At 55.6% G+C, this 3,237-nt stretch carries 1 protein-coding gene and 1 pseudogene; one reads left to right on the top strand and one right to left on the bottom strand.

Features of this window, described 5'->3' with window-relative positions; translation table 11 throughout:
• Positions 1 to 722 precede the first annotated feature (722 nt).
• A pseudogene (locus ACR0DB_RS22500) lies at positions 723 to 1,859 on the bottom strand (IS1182 family transposase); the annotation flags it as partial.
• A gap of 62 nt (positions 1,860 to 1,921) precedes the next feature.
• Between ACR0DB_RS22500 and ACR0DB_RS22495 the strand changes: the two are divergent.
• A protein-coding gene (locus ACR0DB_RS22495; protein ID WP_480424262.1) for an IS3 family transposase occupies positions 1,922 to 3,051 on the top strand; the annotation gives its coding sequence in 2 pieces (ribosomal slippage) (positions 1,922 to 2,165 and positions 2,165 to 3,051; 1,131 coding nt in all).
• Positions 3,052 to 3,237 lie beyond the last annotated feature (186 nt).

The raw sequence follows: 3,237 nt of genomic DNA, 5'->3' as shown, positions 1-3,237 counted from the left end.
GTTGTGTAAACAGCCGCAGTTCCACCGTTCTTGCGAACTGTGAATTTGCCGGAGCTGGTATTTCGGCTCACTGTTGCACTGCTCTTCTTAGGCATTGCGCTGGTACCCTTTCATTGCGTGATGTTACCACAAATGCACATCAACGACCAAGTTATCAAGCTTTCGTAAATCGGGTGTGACCTATAAGAGCGCCAAAACCCACAGCAGCGCCACAGTTGCGGCAATTCCAACCATGGCTATCCCCAAATGGGCTCAGAGCGGTCATCAGCAGTTGTAGGCAGTCATAGTGTCGGTTCGAACCGCATCAAGGGCGGCTCTGCGCAGTTTGCGGCCCGCTGCATGAGCGAAAGGCGGAAGTGGGATCAAGGGCAGCTTCGGGCTGATACTGTTGAAAAACTCCGATTTTGCGCAGATTCGAGTCCAAAATTTCTCGTAGAAGCCCGGTAGGATTATTCAGCTTAGGGTTCGGCCAAAATCTGACTCTGGCCGTCAGAGGGCATCTCAACAACTGTCATCGATATTGGCTTTGGACTTTATCGACGGATCGCCGGTTCGCAGAAAACTCGAACCTCTTGCATTTTTGAGTTTTTCAACACAATCGGCTCATTCTACCAATTCAGGCTTGTCGCAGCGAGGGTCGGATATGAGCCGATTCTGTGGAAAAACAACGTGTTGCGGACGCAGAAAGTGGTGTGCTGAACCGAGCGCGAGTGCCTTTCTGATCAGGCTTTACGTGTTTGCTGCGGTGCGGGAAAGATCTTGGCCAGTTTGCGGAGGTTCTGGGCGGTGGCGGCGAGGAGGAATTCGTCGTTTGCGCCGCATGGGCCACGTAATCGGAGCCGACCCAGGCCGAGAATGCGTTTGAGGTGGGCGAAGAGCATTTCCACCTTCTTTCTGAGCTTCATTGAGATGTCGTACTGGCGGGTCTTGGCAATGTCTCGAGCCACCTGGCGGGCGTCTTCTGTTTCTTCGCGGCTGATCTTGCGGGCATCCGCGTTGGGGCAGCACTTGGTTTTCGATGGGCAGACCTGACAGACCTCTTTCAGAGCGCGATAGCGAGCGGTGCCCTTGCCCGTCGGACCGCGGTTGGGGTCTGAGTAGTTGCGGCGGAACTGCTTGAGGGCGTGACCTTCGGGACAGATGTATTGGTCATTCTCAGCATCCCATTCGAAGTCGGCGCGGGTCCAGGTGCCGTCATTGCGACCGGACTTGTCGAACACCGGGATATGCGGCGCAATCTTGCGATCAACCAGCCAGCCCAGAAGTGGGCCGGTGCCATAGGCGGTGTCCGCGATTAGTCTCTCCGGATGCAGATCGAACCGTTCCTTTACTCGGTTCAACATGGTCTTGGTCGATCCGACCTCAGCCTGACGGATTGATCTGGTGGCTTCGACGTCGATGATAACTCCGTGATCTGTATCGATCAGGTAGTTGTCGGAATAGCTAAAGAATGCAGGGCCTTTGCGGGCTGCGGTCCATTGGCTCGCCGGATCGGAATGCGATGTGAACTTGGGCTGAACCTCGCTGGCAGCGCCGAACGCAGCCTCGTCCAGCGTGTCGAGATACTCGCGGACGGCGCGGGGCGCGTCGGTCGGATCAACGGTTGAGGCGTCCCACTCTTCCTTCGGCGTTGAGTTCTGCTTGTTGGCATCGGCTTCGATCAAGCTTGCATCGATGGCCATACGCTGACCGCTGACGAGGCCTTCCTCAATGCTGTGTGCCACGGTCATCTCGAACAGGTAGCGCAGCAGTTCGCTTTCGCGGAACCGCCCATGCCGGTTCTTCGAGAATGTGGAATGATCCGGCACACGGTCGTTCAGATCGAGCCGACAGAACCACCGATAGGCTAGGTTCAGATTGGACCTGTCACGGTTTGATGCCGCTCCTTTGATAGCATCTACTGCAGCAAAGGAGACTGACTATGGGACTGAAACGGACGGCCGAATTCCGGCAAGATGCGGTGCGTATCGCATTGACCAGTGGGCTAACACGCAAGCAGGTGGCTGATGATCTAGGTGTCGGGATGTCCACGCTGAACAAATGGATCACAGCGCACCGAGATACAGACGTGGTTTCCAAAGAGGATTTGAGCCTCGCTCAAGAGAATGAGCGACTTCGACGGGAGATCCGGCTCCTCAAGGAGGAGAGGGAAATCCTAAAAAAGGCCACCCAGTTCTTCGCGGGCCTAAAGCAATGAGATTTAGGTTTATCGAAGAACACAGAGCCAGCTTTCCAGCCAACCGGTTATGCGATGTCGTCGGTGTCAGCGCACGCGGTCTGCGTGCCTTCCGCAGCCGCCCTGCCAGTCGCAGACAGCGGTCTGATCTGGTCACGCTGGCGCATATCAAAGAACAGTCACGCCTCAGTTTGGGCAGCTATGGCAGGCCGCGCATGACTGAAGAGTTGAAGGAAATTGGTTTGGCTGTGGGGCATCGTCGCGTTGGTCGCCTGATGCGCCAGAACGGCATATCCGTGTTGAGAACACGCAAGCACAAGGTCACGACAGACAGCGATCACAAGTTCAATATCGCGCCCAACCTACTGGATCGGGACTTCACAGCGGATCAGCCGAACAAGACATGGGCTGGTGACATCAGCTATGTCTGGACCCGTGAAGGCTGGCTTTATCTCGCCGTCATTCTGGACTTGCATTCCCGCCGTGTGATTGGCTGGGCTGTTAGCAATCGGATGAAGCGAGACCTGGCCATCAGGGCGCTGAGAATGGCTATCGCCTTCAGATCACCACCGAAGGACTGCATCCACCACACGGATCGTGGCAGCCAATACTGTTCCCACGATTATCAGAAGATCCTGCGCCAACATGACTTCAAAGTGTCGATGAGCGGCAAAGGCAATTGCTATGATAACGCCGCCGTCGAGACCTTCTTCAAAACGATCAAAGCTGAGCTGATCTGGCGGCGGTCATGGCAAACCCGACGGCAGGCTGAAGCGGCCATCTTCGAATACATCAACGGCTTCTACAATCCGCGCCGCCGACACTCAGCACTGGGCTGGAAAAGTCCCGTCGCCTTCGAACGGAAAGTGGTTTAAACGAGCACTTGGAGCGGCACAAAAACGCGACAGGTCCATACTGCTTGAGGGGATCGACTGGCGCATGCCTCAGAAGACCTGGCGTCCCTTGAGCATCGGATAGACCAGTTTACTGGTGCGATCTGGCGTTTGGCGATTCACCTTTGTGCTGCAATGGATTACATTCGGATTCATGTTGGACGCCCT

This window comes from Ruegeria sp. AB6, assembly GCF_056542685.1.
This window is presented reverse-complemented; position numbering and strand designations above follow the sequence as displayed.